The following is a 19,531-nucleotide window of genomic DNA, read 5'->3' as shown; positions in this document are numbered from 1 at the left end:
TTTGTGTTTTGGGTCTTTTATTGATGATTGGTATCGGCTTTGAAACAACGACTAAAGAGCACGTACTGCAGCGGCAGCGATGATGCCTGCTGCGATTGCGGGTAGAGGCTTTTTCACGATGAACATGACAACGGCAGTAGAAAACAGTGCTGCTCTAGCACCATTATCACCCTCTACTGCTAGCGGAGCTAAAAGCGCAACCAGTACGGAACCTGACATCGCAGTAATGAAACGTTGAACCCGTTCGCTAATTGGAATGAATGACATAACATACACACCGCCCCAGCGGGTTATGAGCGTGACTAACGCCATAGCGATAATGATAAGCAGTGTGCCACCTAAGGTTGTTTCGATGTTCATGCTTTCTTCTCCTTCCAACAAGCACCCAATACTCCGCCAGTAATGGCGCCAACCACTACGTGGCTATTCTCTGGCAAATACCAATACGCCAACATAGAAGAGGCTGCTGCTATGGCCCAAATCGCAAAGATTCTTAAGTCTTTCGGCCCGGCTACCACCATAGACAGCAGGAAGCACCCCATAACCATATCGAGCCCGAGGCCCACCGGATCTTTGATTGCGCTACCAAAATAAATGCCGATCCAGGTGCCCACAATCCAAAAAGACCACATCGCTAAGCCGCCACCAACAAGTAAGCCAAAGCCTGGTTCTTTTCTACCGAATGCATTGAGTGCCATTGCCCAGTTAGCGTCTGATGCTACCAGCATTACACCGTAACGTTTTGTTGGTGGGAGTTGTCGTAACCATGGATAAAGCGTGGCTCCCATCAAGAGGTGACGAGCATTAATCGCAAATACAGTAATAAGTACTGGAATGAGAGGGACTTCTGCTCCCCACATTTCTAACGTGGCAAATTGTGAAGCACCGGCGAAGACCAGTGTGCTCATCAACATAGTGGGAAATACATCTAGTCCAGTCTGTACGGCAGCAACACCGAAAGCGAGGCCAAATATGACCACGAACATAGAGAGGGGTAAAAGTTGGGTGAATCCGTTCCAGACGTCAAGCCGATTAAATTCGTGCAACTCAGTGGAGGAGCGTTGAAGATGTTGAGTATTTTCTGTCATAGAGATACCTAGCTAGCAGGCAAAGGGGCAGTGCCATACGAGTGTGTTTGTTATTCTTTTGTAAACTTCATGTTTAACATCAATTAGAGGGGCTTTCAAACACTAAGTGCTATATAAAATTGAGCCATCCAAGCGGCTTTAAGAAACAGAGTGTAGAGAGTCGCACTTGGTAGTGCTAAAGGAGAGTAAAACAACAGAAATAGTAAGCTCTGTTCAATTGATAACATCACGAGCTAGTACAGATTAGTAAATAAGAAAGAAAGCGAGCACGAGGCTCGCTTTTTCGCTCTGTTACGAATAACTGAATAGGTTTATTTTACGTAGACACGAGGGTTCGCGCTTCCCCAAACCGTGTATAGTTCAGGGAAGATGACTTCTGCGTGTTTTTCCATCTCAGCAGCTGAAATCGTTTTGCCTTGTTGGGAGCCAAACAAAACAACTTCAGAACCAGGCTCAACATCTTTGATACCTGTAACATCTACCATTGTAGTGTTCATTGAAGCAACGCCCGCAACTTTTGCACGTTGGCCATTGATCAGAACTTCTGCTGTATTCCCCATTTTTCGTGGATAACCATCAGAGTAACCAACAGGAATGTTCGCCATTAAGCTTTCTTTGCTTGTTGTGTAGCTGCTGTCGTAACCGACTGTGCTATTTTTTGGAAGGTGGTGAACGGATGCCACGCGTGTTTTGAAAGACACGATAGAAGGGTACTCAGGGTTAGTTGGTAAGTCTCCGTATAAAACGCCACCAGGACGAACCATATCAAGCTGGGCCTCAGGAACATTAAGCGCGGTGTAAGAGTTTGCTACGTGCAGTAAAATGTTGTCGCGTTTTAGATTCGCTTCTTTAATCAGCCATGCAGAACTGTCTTTGAATGAAGCTAACTTTTGGCGCACGTCGTCTGCATTGTAGTTAGGGAAATGAGTCATGATACCAACAATACTAACGCCAGCTTGTTGAGCGATTTCTAGCGCTTCTTTCTTGCCCGCTTCTGTCGTCATATCAACACCATTACGTCCCATACCACCGTCGTTCAGAGCAAGGTGAACTTTGATTTCTTTACCAGCTTTCTCGGCTAGTTTAGACAGTGCTTTAGCTTGCTCTGCTGTGCCTATCAACTCTTCGACATTTAGGTCGATTGCGGCTTCAATCTCGCCAATATCCGCTGAGCGTACACGCATAAGTTGGCCTTTAAAGCCACTGTCGCGAACAGTTTGTGCTTCGGCGTTACTTGCAACGGCAACACAAGGAATTTGTTGTTCGATAATAGTCGGCATCAGGCCTGCGATACCATTGCCGTATGCGTCGGCTTTCATCACGGCACAAATTTTCGTTTTGCCATCCATGTGCGATTTAAACTGCTCAATATTATCGCGGAACTGACCTAAGTTTATTTCTAGCCAAGCGTTAGCACCTTGAACTTGCTCTGCTTTTGCTGCTGTATTGCTAATTTGAAGAGGAGCAGCAGTAGCTTGCATTACAGGAACCGCGATTGCAGCAGCGATAGTCAGTGATAGTAAGGTTTTATTTAAGCGCATAAAGTCTCCGTACGCGTTTTTTGTATTGGTTATGTTATTGAGTACTTGGGGAAAGTACCTGACGAAGTAAAACGCTCCAAGTGGTGCTTTGGAGCGTTTGTTAAGATAGTGATTTAATATATACCTAAATATACCTCAGTGATGACATTCTATTTAAGCAAATCGGGATTGATTTGGTATCTACTAAGGTATCCACTGAGTTTAACTCAGTTTAAAGCGGCTCATTACATCTTTAAGAGAAATGGATAGCTGGCTTAGTTCGCGGCACGCCTGTGCGGTTTGCTCCGAACCTTGCGAGACCTCTTGAGATGCCAAATGTATGTTTTCAATGCTGCGGTTAAGCTCTTCTGCAACAGAGTCTTGCTGGTTACAAGCCGTGGCGATTTGGGTACCCATGTCTGAGATGTCCGAAATCGAATGCTCAATGTCGCTCATCAGCTGTTTTGATTGAATGCCTTGTTCTGCACATTCTGAGATACTGGTTCTAGAAAGTTCAGTGGCTGATTTTGCGTCTTTTGCAAGTGATTGTAGCTGCTCAATGATCGAAGTGATTTCACTCGTTGAATCTTGCGTACGGCCGGCAAGAGTTCGAACTTCGTCTGCAACGACGGCAAAGCCACGACCAGACTCACCAGCACGCGCCGCTTCAATGGCTGCATTAAGTGCAAGTAGGTTGGTTTGATCGGCGATGTCGCGGATAACATCCACGATCACGTTAATTTTATTCGATTGCTGTTCAAGCTCTGCTACGGTATCGCCTGCAGCGCCAATTACGTTTGAAACTTCTTGAATCGCGTCAACCATACCTTGGGTTTCACGAACACCGTGTTGTGTGCGGCGGTTTGCTTCGTTAGCTTGGTTCGCTGAGTCTTCAGTGTTACGAGCAACATCGGCTACGGCCGCTTTCATTTCTGTCATTGCTGTTGCGATGTGCGTAATTTGCAGCTGTTGATCTTTCATACCAGACGCAGAAATATCGGAGATTTGGTTCATCTCTTCGACAGCGCTGCTTAACTGAGTAACTGCAGCAATCACGTTATCGATAACTTGGCGTAAGTCATCTTGCATCTTAGTTGTCGCGTCTGCCAGTTCACCAAGCTCGTCATTGCCGATTGCTTTACGGTCAATGTCACTTGATAGATCACCTGTCGCGATGGCATTTGCTTGCTCAACAACAAGTTTAAGTGGGCCACAAATTAGGCGAGTCAGCACGTATGTCATGCCTACCATGATCAGTAGAATAATCACGTTACTTGCAATTGAAGAATTACTCAATCCATTTACAGAGGACAGGATATGAGTTTTGTTGCTATCCATAGCTTCTTTAAGGAGACGGATTAGTTCGCCTAACTCTGAGTCAACCGCTTCGAAAGCAGACAAAGAGTTCGCCAAAATAGGGTGGGCCTTGCTTTTGTCGTTAGCTAGCATCGCTTCATTGTACTGGTCCATAGTAACCAAGTACTTTTTCCACTGACGCATAAGACGCTGGTAAGTTTGCTGCTCTTCGCCAGGCCAGATAGTTTCACCGTAAGCGTTGAGCTCTCTAGTGATCTTTTCGCGTTCTCTAATATTGTTAGAAATTTTAGTTTTGACTTGGTCTGCGTCTTCATAAGTGTACGCAGCAAATTGAGCTCGGCGCCAGCGAGACAAATGATCTCGAATCGAATCGACCCTTTCCATTGCAGGAAGCGTATCATCGGTATAGTTTAAAAGCTCAGATTTGATGCTTTTGAGCTCTGTAGATAAAAACACGCCAAATGCAATGTTGACGATGGCAATGAGTAAAAACGATAGCGATATCTTTTTCGCTATAGAAAGATTCTTGATAGACATTAGTGATATACCTTGTTTTTCTTATGTTGTGTCGCCAAAGTAAACCACATCCTTATATGTGATATATGTCCATTAAATTACTGCAACTCGTGTAACGTACCATTATTTATTGATATTTTCGATAATGAATTGAGCTTTGTTTGAAAATAAAAAAAGTCAATGATTTTATAAAGGTACGACCACATTCGATATAAAGTTATCGGTAACAAAATATGATGTTCTGTACGCAGTCGTGCCAAGAGTAGGGAATCAAATTGTTACAGATGTTACAGCGGTGAAAAGATCAGCGTTCATAACGTGATAGTCGCGTGTTTACCTCGAAGCAGTTACGGGCACTAGTATGCGTATGACTTAATAGACAATGAAAGGGAACGGGTGCTTATTGGTCTAATTGAATGCCAAATGTACTAGTCAGATCGCTTTTTAAGCACTTAAATCAAAAAGATAAAATTTATTGTTGACCAGATAAATTAATCCGTTAAAGTACGCCTCGTTCTCACGGCAAAGGTCGCTGAGACAGATGGTGTCTAACCCATCGCATGATTGCGTTGCCCTGGTGGTGGAATTGGTAGACACAAGGGATTTAAAATCCCTCGGCGTTCGCGCTGTGCCGGTTCAAGTCCGGCCCGGGGCACCATCAAAATCTTTGGTGACAGAGATACAAAATCAGAAAGGCGCCTTGGCAGAGTGGCTATGCAGCGGATTGCAAATCCGTGGACCTCGGTTCGACTCCGGGAGGCGCCTCCACTATTTCGAAAGCCAGTCTTAAATGACTGGCTTTTTTCGTTTTTAGTCTGCCTTGGCGCTTTCCTAAAGTCTCCCATGTTTTGATCACCATTCAATATTTTTAACGCGCTACTCATTGATTTTATAAATGTTAGACAACTCAATAATTGTATAGTGTGATTGGTGATAGTTTCTCTTCGATTGTAATCCGAACTTTTTGTATTACAGGCAGCAACCTAGCTAGCGTCATAGTTAGTATCGCTTGGTGCGTATATGCAGAAAGGAGGATTCTAGTCCTTAACGTGAGAGAAAAATAATGAAAACATTCAACCTTAAACCTACACTTTTACCCTTAACTTTGCTGCTCAGTTCGCCTGTAATGGCGGCACAAAATGGCACCATGATGCAGTATTTCCATTGGTATGTGCCAAATGACGGTGCGCTCTGGACACAAGTTGAAAACAACGCTTCGGCACTATCTGGCAACGGCTTTACTGCGTTATGGTTACCGCCCGCCTATAAAGGTGCTGGTGGTAGCAACGACGTCGGTTATGGCGTTTATGATATGTATGATTTGGGAGAGTTTGATCAAAAAGGTTCGGTGCGCACCAAGTATGGCACCAAAGATCAGTACCTAAGCGCCATCAATACTGCCCATAAAAACAATATCCAGATTTATGGCGATGTGGTGTTCAACCATCGCGGTGGTGCGGATGGAAAGTCTTGGGTTGATACCAAGCGCGTAGATTGGAACAACCGAAATATTGAACTTGGTGATAAATGGATTGAAGCGTGGGTAGAGTTTGATTTCCCTGGGCGCAACGACAAGTACTCAAACTTTCATTGGACGTGGTACCACTTTGATGGCGTGGACTGGGACGATGCTGGCGAAGAAAAAGCTATCTTCAAATTCAAAGGTGAAGGTAAGGCATGGGATTGGGAAGTTAGCTCGGAAAAAGGCAACTACGATTACCTTATGTATGCTGATCTAGACATGGATCACCCTGAAGTGAAGCAAGAGCTGAAAGACTGGGGCGAGTGGTATATCAACATGACGGGTGTCGATGGGTTTAGAATGGACGCGGTGAAGCACATCAAATATCAATACCTGCAAGAATGGATTGATCACCTACGTTGGAAAACAGGGAAAGAACTTTTCACGGTCGGAGAGTACTGGAACTACGATGTGAATCAGCTGCATAACTTTATCACCAAAACCTCTGGCAGCATGTCTTTGTTTGATGCACCGTTACATATGAACTTTTATAATGCGTCTAAATCGGGTGGTAGCTACGATATGCGTCAAATCATGGATGGTACGCTGATGAAGGACAATCCAGTCAAAGCGGTTACCTTAGTAGAAAACCATGACACTCAGCCTTTGCAGGCGTTGGAATCAACCGTTGATTGGTGGTTTAAGCCGCTCGCTTACGCATTTATCTTATTGCGTGAAGAAGGTTATCCATCCGTGTTTTATGCAGATTACTACGGCGCGCAGTACAGTGATAAAGGGCATGACATCAATATGGTCAAAGTGCCTTACATTAAAGAGCTAGTAACACTGCGTAAAGATTATGCCTATGGCAAACAACATTCTTATCTCGACCACTGGGACGTAATTGGTTGGACTCGAGAAGGTGATGCAAATCATCCACATTCAATGGCCGTGATCATGAGTGATGGACCTGGCGGCTCGAAGTGGATGTATACGGGTAAACCAAGTGCTCGCTACGTAGACAAGTTGGGTATCCGAACTGAAGAAGTTTGGACTGATGCGAATGGTTGGGCTGAGTTCCCAGTAAACGGCGGATCTGTCTCGGTTTGGGTTGGCGTTGAATAATCCATTCCTGTGATTTTGATACAGAGTAGGCAATTCTTGATAAAACTTTTCAATGAATCAATGTGTTATTTGATATTCATTCAACAAATGAGTAACTTATATTTGAGCATAATCTAGAGGAAGATAAAGAATGGAATCTATTGCTGATGTATTGGTTGTGGCTATTGTGTTCGGTGCCATATTTGGGGGTGGGATAATAAAGTTAATCTTGAACCATCGTAAAGAAGTAAGAGCGTTGGAGATATCTGAACGTAATACGATGAGCCGAGAAGAACAAGATAACCTTAACAAGCAAATTGGTGACTTGAAGCGACGTGTTGAAGTGCTAGAGCGAATTGTCACAGATAACAAATATCAACTTGAAAAAGAAATTGCCTCTCTGTAGATCACCACTTAATCGTAAAGCCGGCGAAGTCCGGCTTTTTCGTGTCTGTACGTCAGACCTTTCGGATGTTTAACTCAGCGTTCATCAAAAAAGTCTTTGTCGCGAATGTATTTACTCATAAAGTGATAAGAGAACGGTCGCGTTAGCCAACTAAATAAGGAGCGCCCAAGCCGTATGAGCGTTGGGGTGTTCTCGTATATTCTCCCGTTATATAACCATAGCATTTTGCCTACATGCCAATACAAAAAAGGTACGGGCGGCATAAAGGTCACGATGTCGATGTCGCAACAAATCCTGTATGTTTTGTGCCCCAAACGGTAGCGTTTCTTAAACGTCCAATCCCCGACAGCGGGCTGTCCGAAAGTGACCACGCGTTTAATGCTTTTGGGGTATTTTTTCTCAATATAGTCAGCAAAAACACTGCCAATCGCGCCACCTGAAGAGTGGCCAGTAATAGTGATTCTTTTTCCCCTGAGAATAAGTGGTACAACGATACCTTCGAGGCGTTCGATCACGGTCAACCCTAACCGATCTTCATTCCGGCTCGGTAAACTTTCTTGGAACAACAGATGATAGAAACCCGCGTGAATGCGATAGTTTAGTCCCAACCTTCGACAGCTTCTCGTCCACATCGCGAAGTTCAACAACCAATCACTGATACTGTGTGAGCCTTTAATCACTACGACCACTTCACTCTGTTTTTTACTCCAGAGCACGCGAATCATAATCTTACCGTGTTCATTTCTAATGACTCGTTGCCCATTAGGATCGAACCCATATTGGGTTTGTCTGAAGACGCGAGGGTAGGCGAGATTACAAAGCACCGCATAGCGCTCGTATTGGTATCGTTTTAATGGTTTCACGTTATCTTTCTTAGTGGAGCCTAACGATTGACTGTAATTAATGAATATTAAAAATACGTGAACCTTGATTTAGAGCCGATAGAGATTCTGTGTATTGGTATCGCGAATGAAAGACTCAAACTGGCTTAAATGCGTCAAGATGGTTTGGCGAGAGAGTTCATGATGTTCGCTAAGCACGTTAATTAGCTTTTTCAAAGCCTTACGATCTTGTTTATTGAGATTTGCTGTCTCTTTGAGTTGTGCGAAAAATTCAATTTGACTTGAAGTGTCGTTAAAGTCACCGAGCTTGTCTTGCAATAGTTTTAGTTGTTTCACGTTGTTTTTGTGCTGTTGGGAAGGATAGAGCGTGGAAAACCCTTCTAACAGATAACGCAGCGCTTTGCACTTTATCCGCATCGAATGAATCACGCTGTCACGACTTTTGTCCGAGATCTTGCGTCGTGCTTTATCAACTTTTTTAAATTGATCGGAGATTTTTTGGCTTGCGAAGAGTAACGCAGGTACGTTGCTATCCACTCGTTCGTGTTGCGTACTTCGCAGCAGACTATTCCTGACCAAAGTGCAGTGCGTTGTGTATTCTTTTGTAGCTAGCCAACGCGTAACTCTTGCCTGTTCGTAAGCACGTTCGGCTTCGATAAAGCCAAAAAGCTGCTCAAGAGACGATTTGTGATTTGGGAGCATTTCAATGTATTGGTTTTTGTCCAAGATAAATACGTCCAAATCACGCAGCTTATTTGTTTTCTTCATCATTATTCTTAAATGAGGTTTCAAAATACGCTGTTCAAAAGGAGGGATCAGTTCGCGAAGTAGTGAGCATAGTGAGCGTATGCGCCTCAGTGTGACGCGATATTGGTGTGTATATTCAGGGTCCAAGTCATGGACGATCCCCTGTTCCAGAGAGCGTGCATAATCAAATTCAGTAAGTAAGAAGTGGGACACTACGAAGTCGAGTTCGGAATCAGTATGTAGCGGTAATTGAAATGATGACTTTCGAAACATGATGAGCGCTTATTTGTCCCCTGCAGTACGAGTTAAGTTTATACCCATACTGTCAATTTGTGCGACTTGTCGATTCCTCATTGACATGAAGTGATGAAGCAAAGTAAACGAGAGCAAAACATGCTGATGTTCTTGTGAGCAAAATGATCGCCCTTTGTTCGTTTGAGTTGGCTTTTTAACCATTTGAATAAAAAAGACTAATTTTTTGTTGACCAGATAAATTAATCCGTTAAAGTACGCCTCGTTCTCACGGCAAAGGCCGTAGAGACAGATGGTGTCTAACCCATCGCATGATTGCGTTGCCCTGGTGGTGGAATTGGTAGACACAAGGGATTTAAAATCCCTCGGCGTTCGCGCTGTGCCGGTTCAAGTCCGGCCCGGGGCACCATCAAAATCTTTGGTGACAGAGATACAAAATCAGAAAGGCGCCTTGGCAGAGTGGCTATGCAGCGGATTGCAAATCCGTGGACCTCGGTTCGACTCCGGGAGGCGCCTCCACTATTTCTAAAAACCGGCCTTGTGCCGGTTTTTTACTATCTGGTATTGTCAAACTATTCTAATACACATTTATTATTGAATAATTAATTTTTGTACAAATACCAACCTCAATTATCAATTAATCATTCTTTAACTAGTCTTCCCGAATTGCTATCTATAGCGTCATATTGTCACGTGATTTTAGTTCAATACTGAAAATAAAGTTGCACATATATCCTGCTTGTTTCTCTATATGTCTCTAGTTGATATGGCACTGTATCGCTCAGTCTGTCTTTTAATCGAGTATAAAACTAGGTGAGCAAAAAAATTTTCACCACTTTAATTTAACGTAAATTTAACAATTAAAGGTGGATAATATTACTCATGAGTTGTTGAGGTATATTATTAGAATGACTCGTTATTAAGTTAATGAATTTAAAGGTTATAATTTTATGCGATGAAATTGAGGTTATTTTAGTTCAATTTCTACTTGTTTGATTTTTAATGATTTAAATTGTCTGTAGTGCAAGTAATTTATTAAATTCATTGTTGAATACAAAGGTTGTTCATATAAAACAATCATAAGGTTATTTTAAGTGACTGACAAAAATGGATAAATTTATTATTACACAAACTTAACCTAAATTACTTATCACTCTGGTTGAATTTTGACCGGCTGCTTTGCTATGATTCCGGCTCTTATATTTTTGGTGGTTATCCTTTTATAACCATGTTGATGTATATAGGAATATATTTGGCTTTATAGGCTAGGGCATTTTATTGCCTAAAATTTATATGATTTTACCCTACCATTTCTGCTTATATTGGCGGGAAGGTGAACTCGTTATTAAATTAAAATTAGGTGAAGCAGTGATAAAAAATATTAAAATAAATAGAACAACCCTAAATAAAGGGTTGTCATTTTTATTAGTAATATTCGCTTGTTTACAGAGCATCCATTACGCCAGTGCAGCAGGAAATACGACGGGACAGCAAAATACATTGGTTATCCTGCTGAACTTCAAAGAAAACCCAAATGAGCAGCCATTAACTTTGTCAGAAGCAAATAATCTAATCTTTGGTACAGTGAATGACTTCTACCGTGAAAGCTCTTTTGATCAAATGTGGCTGTCTGGGAAAGTCGTGGGTTGGTTTAATCTACCGTTGTCTAATCAGGTTTGTGACTTTACCGCTGTTCAAGATGCAGCGGATCAAGAAGCCATCGCAGCGGGAGTGAAGCTTGAAGAGTACGATCGTATTGTTTACTTGATGACAAAAACGGCATGTGGTGTCGCTGGATCCGCAACTATTGATGGCATGCCTTCACGCGCATACATCAATGGTGATTTTTCTCCGATGAATATCGCTCATGAGCTTGGACATAACTTTGGTTTGCATCACTCTCGTGCTCTTGATTGTGGCGAGCATACGCTTTCAGACAACTGTACGTTGCGTGAATACGGTGATACCTATGATGTAATGGGTGGTCCAGACATCGGCTATTTGAATACTTTCCAGCGCGAGCGACTAGGATGGCTAGAGGGAGAGCACGCCTCAAAGACACTGGAAGTTACTCAAAATGGTACTTACTCCATCGCGAATTACGAGACGACTAGTGAGCAGCCAGTTACGATAAAAGTACCTTGTGGTACTGATCCTTCTACAGGTGCAAAAAAATGGTTTTACATTGAATACCGCCAGTCTATTGGGTTTGACGACTTTTTAGATGCTCGTTCTTACTCGTTCTATCGTGGGGACGTTACGGATGGCATCATCATTCGAAGCGCTGTAGAAGGTGATGGGCGCAGCAGTAATCTGCTTCACTTTAAAACTGATTCTGAATATCGTGCGGTTTTTGGCCGAAATGACTGGTTTGACCCATCTATGCCGGTCGGTGGTAGCTATACTGACCCAGACTCAGGTGTAACATTGAGTTTGGTGAGTGCAGCGAACGGCATCGCCGAAGTAAGCGTTGTCTTTGACGGCTCTGACAACGGTAATATCGGAACTTGTACTGTAAATGCTCCATCAGTGACTGCGAAAGCTGCAACAAGTCACTCGGTTGCAGCCGGCGATGAGGTTCAATATCAGGTCACTATTACTAACAAAGATAGTGCAGATTGTTCAGCGAGCAGTTTTTCTGTGAACGCGTCAGTGCCAACTGGTTGGAAAGCAAGCAGCAATGCAATCACGCTAGCAGCAGGTGGAACCGGACAAGTAATGATATCAGTCGTATCTTCGGTTGACGCTAGTGATAAAGACTATGCTTTGAAGATGATCGTGACGCACGGCGAGGACTCAAGTCTGCAAACCGCAGCATCCGTGAATTACTCTGTAACCACTGAAATCTCGCCATCACCAGAGCTCGTTGCTGTTGATGATCAGGTGACTATGTCTTCGAAACAGTCGGTGATTATCGATGTGATGGCAAACGATGTTGTTGGAGAGCAAAACTCTGCAAGCGTGGTTTCTTTTACTAGACCAAGTAAGGGGCGACTAGAGCTGTTATCAGATGGCACCCTGCGTTATACACCTGAGAAGAAATTCAAAAATAACGACAGCTTTACCTATACCATAGGTGATGGTCAAAGCAGCTCGACCGCTCAGGTCTCAGTGAAGTTAGAGTCCTCAGCTGGTGGCGATTCTGGCAACTCTGGTAACAATGGGAAAGGTAAGAATAAATAGAACGATATAGTTCGAAAGAAAACGCCTGACGAGTTAACGTCAGGCGTTGTTTTATTAAGTTGTAAGTAGACCTTATTCAGGGCAGTTAACAGGCTCTGGACAAGTTGGACATAGCGTACATTCTGCAGACGCTGTTATCGCTTCTACGACAACATTACCGAAGATAGTTTCACCACTTGCATCCACAGTATCTGTAAACGCTCTGACTTCTTCACCCGGTAATGGAAGGCCTTCACCATCTCCTGGGATTGGCTCGTAGTTACCAGTAAAGTCGTAACACTCAGCAGGCGCAAGCATACCAACCTGGATTGGATTCGAGTCTTTGTTGTCGATTACGACAATGCCGTCAATGGTGACATCGGAGGTATTACATACACTACCACTGTAATTGACTTGAAGACCGTATTCATTAATACCAGTATCTTCAAATCGATTCACGACGACGACACTACAGTCTTTCTCTAGAGACAATGAACCAGGGATGTTTTGGCTTGGGCATTCCCAATCTGCGTTGTCAGAAACCGCAACACCACCACCAGTTTCAAGTGCTGCGCTTACTTCTGCATAGTTAGTGATACCGTTTTGGTCAATAATAAACGAACCATTAAACTCTTGCGTTTGTCCAACGGCGAGCATCGCTAAATTGAACACATGGTCACCAGCAGCCATATCGTTGTCAACGGCTGTAGTGTCTGTTGCCACAACATCATACAATGCAAAGTCACCGGTGTTTTCTACAGTGAGTTTATAGTTGTATTTCAAAGTGTTACCATTGACAACATCACCAAATGTACAAGTTTTAGTGATTTTAATGTCTGGTACGCCTGGTGTGTAACAGAATGAAATATGACTTAAGCCATAGTATCTACCATTTTTCCCTACAGGTGAATGCAGCAAGGCATCATCTTGATACAATAATCCATCTGTGAAGTAGTTATATAGGTTTCCGTCAGGACCACCTTTAACAAAGATAGCTTGCATAATCACAGGGCTATCACCTTGATCCCAACTGAAGGTTTTTGCCCCAGGTTGTTGATCAATAACCACTTCAAGCATGCCATCACCGAAAGTGCCGTCTGTAACTGGCTCAAGCTTGTATTCTATCAAACCATCGATCCCTGGAAGTAATTGTTGACAGGTGTTATTCCCTTCAACAAATATTGGTTGCACGCCTCGGCTTGAAGGGTCGCCAGAGGATGCGTAAACAATTTGAGAGCTCAGCACTAAGCTAACCGCTATGACCCAAGTAAACAGCTTAAACATGCTGCTGATATTGATCGCTGTAAGTATATTCTGGCTACATAAAGTGGAACAACGGTAACTCTTATTGCCCCACCAAGAGTTAAATATGGTTTTCATAAAACCTCCTTGTGTAAGTGGGCTCGCTACGTCCTTGAGCCCACATACGTGATAGTTTTCTCACAGAGTTAAACTGCGTCGGTTGACTAGCATAGAGTGTTCCATATTTAACCTTTTGTATTTGTTGGTTATTTTTTATTTTTGTACAGAGGGGTGAACAGTTTGTTTATATTTTCATAAATGGTTGGGCTAAAACTTATTCGCTAAACTACTGAATATGTTTTAGTTAAATGAGTATTCAATTAGATGTGTAAAGGATGTAACACTATGCAAACAGGTGTTACACATCACCTTCACATTAGTTGGAGCAGGTGAGTAAGCGTCTATTTCATATTCATAGTGGACAGTTTCAATACCGTCGTTTTTGTGCACCTGTCACAGGTGTAAACAATAAAGTGTCAATCTGTAACATTATCCTAGAACACGTATATATCTTTGTTATCGTAGGTTTTTTGTCTCTTTTGTTTTCTTTCTCTTTCTTTAAAATTGAACACTCTGTTCATTCTCTTCGCTGTTGAAAATATTTAGTTTAATAAAATCATAACCTTAAGTAGTGGCATGCTCTATGCGTTATACAAGCCGAAACGAAAGTTGTATCTCGCTTTCACTCTTTCTTAAAAGGCAATTAATGACATAGGGACCTTCGTCTAGCTTTAGAAGCGTTCTAAGGAGTAGGTTATGAATTCTTGTAAGTCAGGTATCTGGCATACGATGAAGAGCTTTCTTTATGCAATATTTACAAGTTTGCTAATAGGTAGCTCTGCATTTGCAACACCAACAGATGGCGTATTTGAGTTAGAAGCAAATGCTAATGCGATAGATGACTCTGGAGTGGGAGCTCCAGATGACTGGTCAACGCCGCCAAACAGTGGTGGAGCATTAGTATTTAGCTTTGAGAATGACACGGCAACACCGGATACAATCTTTACTGGTGGTAATAAAGACATCAAAGACATACCAGAACTCGGTTGGAAGACTGGGACGGTACTTGATAAAGGGGATATTCTTCATGCGTATGCAGCGGCATACAACATTAATAATGACCTTGTACTCACCTTTGGTGCAGACCGCTTTGGTAACAGCGGTGATGCCTTCTTAGGTTTTTGGTTTTATCAAGACTCAGTCAGTACAAACCCAGACGGTACATTCACTGGTCAACATATTGCTGGCGACCTTTTGATTCAGGTGAATTATTTGCAAGGGGCAAATGAGGGGCCAGAAATTTTGGTTCTTGAATGGGACACAACTTGTGCGAAAGCTGATAACAATAATCCACAAGATGGTCAGTGTGCTGCGACAAACTTACGTTTGAAAGTTAAGACAAATGCACTGTGTTCACCGGGCGCGCAAGATGTGTGTGCTTCAACCAATACAACTGACTCACCTGCACCATGGGCGTATACGCCAAAAAGTGGTGTCGAAAATGTCTTCCCTCCAGAAACCTTCTTTGAAGGTGGTGTAAACCTTACTGAACTTCTACAAACAGACACCTGTTTTAGCTCATTTGCAGCCGAAACAAGAGCATCAAGCAGTATTACCGCTCAGTTGAAAGACTTCGTGGTTGGTGACTTTGAGTTGTGTAGTGTTGATATCACCAAAACATGTAATCAAGCGGTCGTGAATGATACAGAAGATGGTTACGTTTACTCATACAGCGGCGACGTGATTAATGATGGTGTTGGTACGCTATACGATGTTGTTGTAGAGGATTTAGAAGCAGGTACTACACATAGCTTAGGTGCCATTGCTTCAGGTGACAGTGCTTCATACAGCGGCAGTTTTGAAAGTACAAATAACGGTCTAACTAATACAGTAAGAGTCACAGCAGCTGCGACTCCGGGTGGTCAAGCGACCATTACTGATACAGCAAGTGATCCATGTGAGTCATTGAGCTTGTCTCCAATGATTAGTGTAACGAAATCATGTGAAAGCGGCTTCAAACTTACTGAAAACGGTATCATTGCAGAAGTGAGCTTCTCGGGAATGGTATGTAACACAACGCCTGGACTTACTTTAGTGAATGTTTCTGTTGTGGATGACTCAGGTACGCCTGAGGATACTTCTGATGACGTGAAAGTGGTAGATAATATCGAACTCGCTTCGGATCAATGTCAGTCTTATACTGGTAGTTATATCCCAACGGCATTTAGCAATGCAGAAACACAATCTTTCCGTGATACTGTGACAGCGGTTGGTTTCTTGAAAATCGATAATACTCAAGCGACGAATACAGCTTCTGCAGACTGTGACATTTGTCCTGCACCAAGCAACTAATTGACGTCTTGTGAATAAAAAGCCTGGAGTATTCTCCAGGCTTTTTCATATTGAATTGCGTGATTTAGTTCGGTTTCCCTTTACCGTTTCCACCACCATTCCCACCAGAACTCGATTGTAAGGTGATGCTAATCGTCGCGGTTGAAGAAGATTGACCGTCACTGATCGTATAAGTAAATGAATCATTATTCTTAAACTTCTTCGAAGGTATGTATTCAATGGAGCCATCGCTCAGTACACGGGCGCTGCCTTTGTTTGGCTTAGCGACCGTAATTGCAAGAGAAGTCGATTGTTCAAATGAGTCATTATTTAACTGTTGGATGCGAACGACGGATTTATCACTGATCGTTACGCTATCATTCACCGCTTCAAGTGGTGACGTTGACTCAGATAACACTGTGTAAGGTAGCTCGGTTTTGGCTGATTGTTCATTTTCAGCATCTATAACGTCAACGGCTATGCTGTAAGAGTTCGGTTGAGCATCGCTGTTTGACGTAACCATGACCGTCGTTTCTGCACTCATGCCGGAAGGAACCGTCAAGGCACTTGCGTCATAATTCCATCCGTCAGGAACGCTTAAAGCTGTTGTATAGGTCGCGTCTGCACATTCTGTATTGTTCTGGTTCGTCACTTTTAGATTATACGCTAATGTTTCTCCGGCATTAGCATCAGAACCTGAAAGTGGGGTTAGAGAGAGTAGAGGCGATGTCGCAACGCATTGCCCTGATTCACCACCAAATATGACACTGACCTGTGCGTTTTGACCATTAGCACTTTCCAAAGTAATCGACACGCCTGTTTTTGGATCGGTGAATGTTCCACCGATTGGAAGAGCGGGGTCTTCCCAGTCATTACTCCCAAATAATTGTTTGAAAGTGGAGTCAGGCTTCATGTGTAGCAAGCGGCTACTTTTAAGATCACCGTCTGTCGCTAGGCGCACAACCACACCTTCTGTCACATCTTGGCGGTATACGATGTACGAACGGTCACGTAAAAAGCTGTCGTAGCCAAGAGCTTGTCGATATTCAACGTAAAACCATTGGCGCTGGCCTGTAATTGGATCGGTACCTCTTGGGATTTTTAAAACTTTTGATGAAGTACTTTCAAAGTCTTCATAGGCATCAATAGAGTAAACACCATCACTAGAAATGATTTGAGCAGGGGAGGTCTGCCACCCTAAGTTTTCCAGTTGGAAGGCGCTAAAGTAACCCATATCGTAGTTACCCATCGTATCGTAGCTATCACCGTACTCTATGACACGGCAATCACCAGCCAACGTACCGTCTTTACAGTCGAGTGCGGAAGCGTGATGCAATCCAAAATTATGTCCTAATTCATGGGCGATAACTCGAGGCTCGAAAACCGCATTTATTGACGCTCTAGAGGGAGTTACTCCTTGACTACCAGAGCCTTCTGATGCACATCCAGTTTTGGTTGTTAAGTAGATAAAACGGTCATAGTTTGATAGTTGATATCCCGCAGTTTCAGCCATTTTGTTGGCTTCCGCAGCTACAGCATCATCATCGCAAATTTGGTTTGATATCGGCAAGGTGAATGTTCCAGCAACATCACCAGTTAGCCAAAGTTGCCCCTGGGACATTTGCGAATAGAAGTCGCTAACGGTATTAAAAACAACATGATGGGCGTCTTCTTTAGAGATCGGGATCTCTTGAGGGTTTTCTTGGAAATTGACGAGTACAACTAATGTTTTTTGTTCACCACTGGCCACTTGCTCAACATAAGCCTCTGATGAAAAAGAATATGCTGACACGAGGGTTACAAAGCCAAGAGCTAGCAAGCGTAAATTTGACGCAACAAAGCCCAATTGAGGGAGGATGACCTTCTTCAATTTATATACCTACTTAATATTTTGATATTAAATGAAATTACAAATTCATAATGTTTTAAATAAAATAAATAACGAGCTCTACCCAAATAGAACCAGTAATTATCAAGTGTGCATTATGTTTTATAAGGTTTGTTTTATATTTGTGTGTGTTTATTACTTTTAAACACGAGGCGAGATATTAGCAGAAGGGGTGGTTAAAATTCAACCATGCATTTCGGTTTTTATAAGTTCATGAATTATAATGTTTAACTACTTTTTATTGGTGGTTTTTATAAAAATAATAAGAGACAATATTGTATGCAACAAAAGTAGTTACAAAGACAGTAGTAATATTACACCGTGTAGTATGCAACACTCTTAATTGTTTGTTATTTCTTTTGTTTTATATATAAATTACTTATTAAAAATAAGACGCTATCAATTCCATAGAGAAAATTGTCAAATTAAAGAAATATTAATTTCAAAAAACAAGAGACTTATTATATCTGGATATAGGCAACGCCATTTTTGCCATTTTTCTTTATCTCATACATTGCATGATCGGCTTTTTGATAAACTTCATTAAACTGTTGTTTTCCTTTATCAAATAGACAAACACCGATGCTCATTCCAATCGTTACTTTATTTAAGTCCTGATTTATCACAGGAATGATGGAACTTAAGAGTCGATCACAAAGTTGAGATATTTCTTCTTGATTTGAATAAGAGCTTAAAACGACAAACTCATCTCCTCCTATGCGTCCGACTTGAGACTTGCTTGGCGCAAGCTCTGTTAAGCTATTGGCTATATTAATGAGGAGAGTATCACCAGTATGATGGCCTAGCTGGTCGTTAACTGCTTTAAAATTATCTATATCAACAAACACTAAGGCAGACTGCTGAGACGGTTCGGTTTGAGGTTGATGATTAAAGTTTTCCTCAATTGCTTTTCTATTTAATAGTCCGGTCAATGGATCACTCGAAGCTAACTTAGCCAGTTGCTGCTCATATCGCTTTTCTTTTGTAATATCGATATGAGTGCCCATCATGCGTAGTGGTTCGCCATCAGAACCATACTCGACGATGCGCCCTCGATCGTAGACCCAACTATCACTGCCGTCTTTATGAATCATGCGATGAACTACCTCATAAAGGTCGGTTTTGCCAGCTAGGTGATCTTCAAATGCACCCACCGCAAGATCATAATCTTCAGGGTGGAGATTGTTTTTCCACGTTTCAACCGTCGCGGTTAACTCATGGGGCTGATAACCTAGCATTTTGCCCCATTGCATATTGAATATCGTCAAAGTACCTGAAGGAATATGCTGCTCCCACAAACACAGTCCATTACTGTCGAGTGCAGCATTCAACTTTTCTTGTAGTCGCGCATTTTTCCGCTTCAGCTCTTCATTTTCTTTTTCTAAGACGGCAATTCGAGTTAGATATTCTTCCATTTTGCGCATAATTTACGTCGTTTTCGGAGCGACAATATACGAAAAATACTTTGCAATTTCTATGATTGAGCTTGGAGATATAAGTATTGAATATGCGGTAAATAATAAAGAATCGGTGATGTTACTTAAGAGCAGCAAAGTAAATGCTTGGAAAAACAAAGAGGGAAATAGGGGATAAG

13 protein-coding genes and 4 tRNA genes are annotated in these 19,531 nt (G+C 42.4%); 8 read left to right on the top strand and 9 right to left on the bottom strand.

What is annotated here, in order from left to right:
• Positions 1–51 precede the first annotated feature (51 nt).
• From UQW94_RS02055 to UQW94_RS02040, 4 genes are all read right to left on the bottom strand, one after another.
• Positions 52–360 (bottom strand): AzlD family protein, encoded by a 309-nt coding sequence (locus UQW94_RS02055; RefSeq protein WP_017820198.1) that lies wholly within the window; start codon positions 358–360, stop codon positions 52–54.
• The gene (locus tag UQW94_RS02050; RefSeq protein ID WP_017820197.1) at positions 357–1,088 is read right to left on the bottom strand and encodes an AzlC family ABC transporter permease; all 732 of its coding nucleotides are present in this window, start codon (positions 1,086–1,088) and stop codon (positions 357–359) included. The genes UQW94_RS02055 and UQW94_RS02050 overlap by 4 nt, the downstream gene beginning before the upstream one ends.
• A 311-nt stretch (positions 1,089–1,399) precedes the next feature.
• A complete protein-coding gene (gene alr / locus UQW94_RS02045; RefSeq protein ID WP_047101038.1) occupies positions 1,400–2,629 on the bottom strand; it encodes an alanine racemase in 1,230 nt (409 codons plus the stop codon).
• 201 nt (positions 2,630–2,830) lie between these two features.
• On the bottom strand, positions 2,831–4,462 hold the full coding sequence (locus UQW94_RS02040; protein ID WP_005375988.1) for a methyl-accepting chemotaxis protein: 1,632 nt from the start codon (positions 4,460–4,462) through the stop codon (positions 2,831–2,833).
• Positions 4,463–5,012: 550 nt separating this feature from the next.
• Between UQW94_RS02040 and UQW94_RS02035 the strand changes: the two genes are divergently transcribed.
• The 4 genes from UQW94_RS02035 to UQW94_RS02020 all read left to right on the top strand — a co-directional run bounded on the left by UQW94_RS02035 (position 5,013) and on the right by UQW94_RS02020 (position 7,413).
• Positions 5,013–5,099 (top strand) — tRNA-Leu (locus UQW94_RS02035).
• A 36-nt stretch (positions 5,100–5,135) separates the two neighbouring features.
• Positions 5,136–5,209 (top strand) — tRNA-Cys (locus tag UQW94_RS02030).
• Positions 5,210–5,504: 295 nt separating this feature from the next.
• Positions 5,505–7,028, top strand: a complete 1,524-nt coding sequence (gene amyS / locus UQW94_RS02025) for an alpha-amylase (RefSeq protein WP_322141953.1) — start codon at positions 5,505–5,507, stop codon at positions 7,026–7,028.
• A 130-nt stretch (positions 7,029–7,158) separates the two neighbouring features.
• Positions 7,159–7,413: a hypothetical protein gene (locus UQW94_RS02020; protein WP_005375990.1), complete on the top strand. Its 255-nt coding sequence runs from the start codon at positions 7,159–7,161 to the stop codon at positions 7,411–7,413.
• Between the two features lie 74 nt (positions 7,414–7,487).
• Here the strand turns inward: UQW94_RS02020 and UQW94_RS02015 are convergent, their stop codons facing one another.
• Both UQW94_RS02015 and UQW94_RS02010 read right to left on the bottom strand, forming a co-directional pair.
• Positions 7,488–8,276: a lipase family protein gene (locus UQW94_RS02015; RefSeq protein WP_322141952.1), complete on the bottom strand. Its 789-nt coding sequence runs from the start codon at positions 8,274–8,276 to the stop codon at positions 7,488–7,490.
• A 69-nt stretch (positions 8,277–8,345) separates the two neighbouring features.
• A complete protein-coding gene (locus UQW94_RS02010) occupies positions 8,346–9,275 on the bottom strand; it encodes a CHAD domain-containing protein (RefSeq protein ID WP_322141951.1) in 930 nt (309 codons plus the stop codon).
• A 301-nt stretch (positions 9,276–9,576) separates the two neighbouring features.
• Here UQW94_RS02010 and UQW94_RS02005 point away from each other — a divergent pair.
• The 3 genes from UQW94_RS02005 (at position 9,577) to UQW94_RS01995 (ending at position 12,437) form a co-directional block, all read left to right on the top strand.
• A tRNA-Leu gene (locus tag UQW94_RS02005) sits at positions 9,577–9,663 on the top strand.
• Between the two features lie 36 nt (positions 9,664–9,699).
• Positions 9,700–9,773: transfer RNA gene (locus UQW94_RS02000), tRNA-Cys, on the top strand.
• Positions 9,774–10,754: 981 nt separating this feature from the next.
• On the top strand, positions 10,755–12,437 hold the full coding sequence (locus UQW94_RS01995) for an Ig-like domain-containing protein (protein ID WP_322142178.1): 1,683 nt from the start codon (positions 10,755–10,757) through the stop codon (positions 12,435–12,437).
• A 72-nt stretch (positions 12,438–12,509) separates the two neighbouring features.
• On the opposite strand, the gene UQW94_RS01990 is transcribed toward UQW94_RS01995, so the two are convergent.
• Positions 12,510–13,796: a hypothetical protein gene (locus UQW94_RS01990; protein WP_322141950.1), complete on the bottom strand. Its 1,287-nt coding sequence runs from the start codon at positions 13,794–13,796 to the stop codon at positions 12,510–12,512.
• A gap of 678 nt (positions 13,797–14,474) precedes the next feature.
• Between UQW94_RS01990 and UQW94_RS01985 the strand changes: the two genes are divergently transcribed.
• On the top strand, positions 14,475–16,070 hold the full coding sequence (locus tag UQW94_RS01985; protein WP_167416012.1) for a DUF11 domain-containing protein: 1,596 nt from the start codon (positions 14,475–14,477) through the stop codon (positions 16,068–16,070).
• A gap of 64 nt (positions 16,071–16,134) precedes the next feature.
• On the opposite strand, the gene UQW94_RS01980 is transcribed toward UQW94_RS01985, so the two are convergent.
• Together UQW94_RS01980 and UQW94_RS01975 are read right to left on the bottom strand one after the other, a co-directional pair.
• Entirely contained in the window at positions 16,135–17,919 is a 1,785-nt protein-coding gene (locus UQW94_RS01980) for an Ig-like domain-containing protein (protein WP_213898300.1), read from the bottom strand.
• 479 nt (positions 17,920–18,398) lie between these two features.
• Positions 18,399–19,352, bottom strand: coding sequence for a diguanylate cyclase domain-containing protein (locus UQW94_RS01975; protein ID WP_322142177.1), 954 nt, complete (start codon positions 19,350–19,352; stop codon positions 18,399–18,401).
• Between the last annotated feature and the right edge of the window lie 179 nt (positions 19,353–19,531).

This window comes from Vibrio sp. PBL-C16, from assembly GCF_034321865.1.
GTDB classification, from domain to species: Bacteria; Pseudomonadota; Gammaproteobacteria; order Enterobacterales; family Vibrionaceae; genus Vibrio; species Vibrio alginolyticus.
Note: the sequence above shows the minus strand (reverse complement) of the source record. Positions and strands in the feature narration are given on the sequence as shown.

Excerpts from the sequence above, each read along its gene's own strand:
- amyS (WP_322141953.1), top strand. The coding sequence starts at position 5,505 with ATGAAAACATTCAACCTTAAACCTACACTTTTACCCTTAACTTTGCTG.
- UQW94_RS02050 (WP_017820197.1), bottom strand. The coding sequence starts at position 1,088 with ATGACAGAAAATACTCAACATCTTCAACGCTCCTCCACTGAGTTGCAC.
- UQW94_RS02020 (WP_005375990.1), top strand. The coding sequence starts at position 7,159 with ATGGAATCTATTGCTGATGTATTGGTTGTGGCTATTGTGTTCGGTGCC.
- UQW94_RS01985 (WP_167416012.1), top strand. The coding sequence starts at position 14,475 with ATGAATTCTTGTAAGTCAGGTATCTGGCATACGATGAAGAGCTTTCTT.
- alr (WP_047101038.1), bottom strand. The coding sequence starts at position 2,629 with ATGCGCTTAAATAAAACCTTACTATCACTGACTATCGCTGCTGCAATC.
- UQW94_RS01990 (WP_322141950.1), bottom strand. The coding sequence starts at position 13,796 with ATGAAAACCATATTTAACTCTTGGTGGGGCAATAAGAGTTACCGTTGT.
- UQW94_RS02010 (WP_322141951.1), bottom strand. The coding sequence starts at position 9,275 with ATGTTTCGAAAGTCATCATTTCAATTACCGCTACATACTGATTCCGAA.
- UQW94_RS02040 (WP_005375988.1), bottom strand. The coding sequence starts at position 4,462 with ATGTCTATCAAGAATCTTTCTATAGCGAAAAAGATATCGCTATCGTTT.
- UQW94_RS01975 (WP_322142177.1), bottom strand. The coding sequence starts at position 19,352 with ATGGAAGAATATCTAACTCGAATTGCCGTCTTAGAAAAAGAAAATGAA.
- UQW94_RS02055 (WP_017820198.1), bottom strand. The coding sequence starts at position 360 with ATGAACATCGAAACAACCTTAGGTGGCACACTGCTTATCATTATCGCT.